This window comes from Vibrio sp. 10N.222.49.A3 (assembly GCF_041475145.1).
Classification (GTDB): Bacteria; Pseudomonadota; Gammaproteobacteria; order Enterobacterales; family Vibrionaceae; genus Vibrio; species Vibrio tasmaniensis_A.
In genome coordinates this window covers 1-1,185 of sequence record NZ_JBFRVM010000239.1, presented here as the reverse complement: position 1 = coordinate 1,185, position 1,185 = coordinate 1, and the positions used below count along the sequence as shown (strand labels likewise).

General features: G+C 40.4%; 2 protein-coding genes. Both read left to right on the top strand.

Translation table 11 applies throughout. From position 1 onward, the window contains the following. Nucleotides 1-542 precede the first annotated feature (542 nt). The gene (locus tag AB4589_RS24090; protein ID WP_029223884.1) at nucleotides 543-950 is read left to right on the top strand and encodes a VOC family protein; all 408 of its coding nucleotides are present in this window, start codon (nucleotides 543-545) and stop codon (nucleotides 948-950) included. A gap of 81 nt (nucleotides 951-1,031) precedes the next feature. Continuing rightward, nucleotides 1,032-1,185 (top strand): DUF3391 domain-containing protein (locus tag AB4589_RS24085; protein WP_372101846.1); only part of this gene is annotated, 154 nt, incomplete at its 3' end.

Here is a 1,185-nt window from a genome sequence, read left to right as displayed (position 1 = left end):
CGTCGTAGAGTCAGTCATTCTGAGAAAGAATTGTCGCAAGCATCCTCAATAATGATTGATTTACCATAAATTTCGTTGTGCGAACTAAATGGGGGAGGTTGTACTCATCCTGTCCAGGTTTTGGTTGTGCGAGTGTCATGTGAATACTCGAAAGTTAAGCCGATACATCTAGATCTAGTTGCTGACAACCTGAGAACAAAATAGGTACCTGTAGATCTAAGTAAGTATCAGTAACCTTCACGCTTTCAAAATTCGTTGCCTTCGGGCATGGCGGTTCAAGCCTGCCTAGCGGTACCATATTTAGATGACAAAGCCTCGACTCAAGTCGGGGCTTTGTTGTATCTGGAGAGCAGAAAACGTTGCCTTCGTGGAGGTGGCAGGAATGCCTGTCCAATCAGTCAGTTATTATTGTGCCATTCCAAAATATCACCGTTTCCGTTCGTAATGCGATTCCTTAGTAAATTAATTATCTTAAATCAGAATGTTATCTGTCATTCTCACGTCTATTGTCTATGTTTAAAGGACTAACAGAGGAGAAACATATGCTGACAGTAACCCCTTACTTGTTTTTTGATGGTCGTTGTAGTGAAGCATTAGATTTTTATCATAAATGCTTCGGTGGTGTTGTTTTATCGAAGCAACTCTTTAGTGATGCTCCTCAGGTAATAGAGGGTGCACAACCTAGTTGGGTTATGCACGCTGAGTTCGAAGCATTTGGTATGAAGCTCATGATGTCTGATGGCGTTAAAGCTAAAGAACTTGAAGGGAACAATCTGGCACTTTCCTTGGTTACAGAGGATACCGCGACTCAAGAGAAAATTTTTGAGAAGCTTAAACAAGGAGGGCGAATAATGACGCCACTCGCAGATACGTTTTGGGGCGCTAGATTTGGTAAAGTGGAAGATAAGTTCGGTATTCGTTGGATGGTGCATTGTGATTCTTTAAGTTGAACCTGTGAAATTGGATAGTGAAATTCCCGCGTGGTTTTATTAGAATTATAAATATAGATTATTAATCAATATTATATAAATATGGGCAGCATAAAGATTACTGTAGATCGCATCCAGCCCGGCCTACATATACGACTCCCCCTAAAATGGAACGAACACCCATTTTTATTCAACAGCTTCAAAATAAAAGATGACGCTCAAGTGAAAATAATTCGACATCTTGGGATTAAGCATG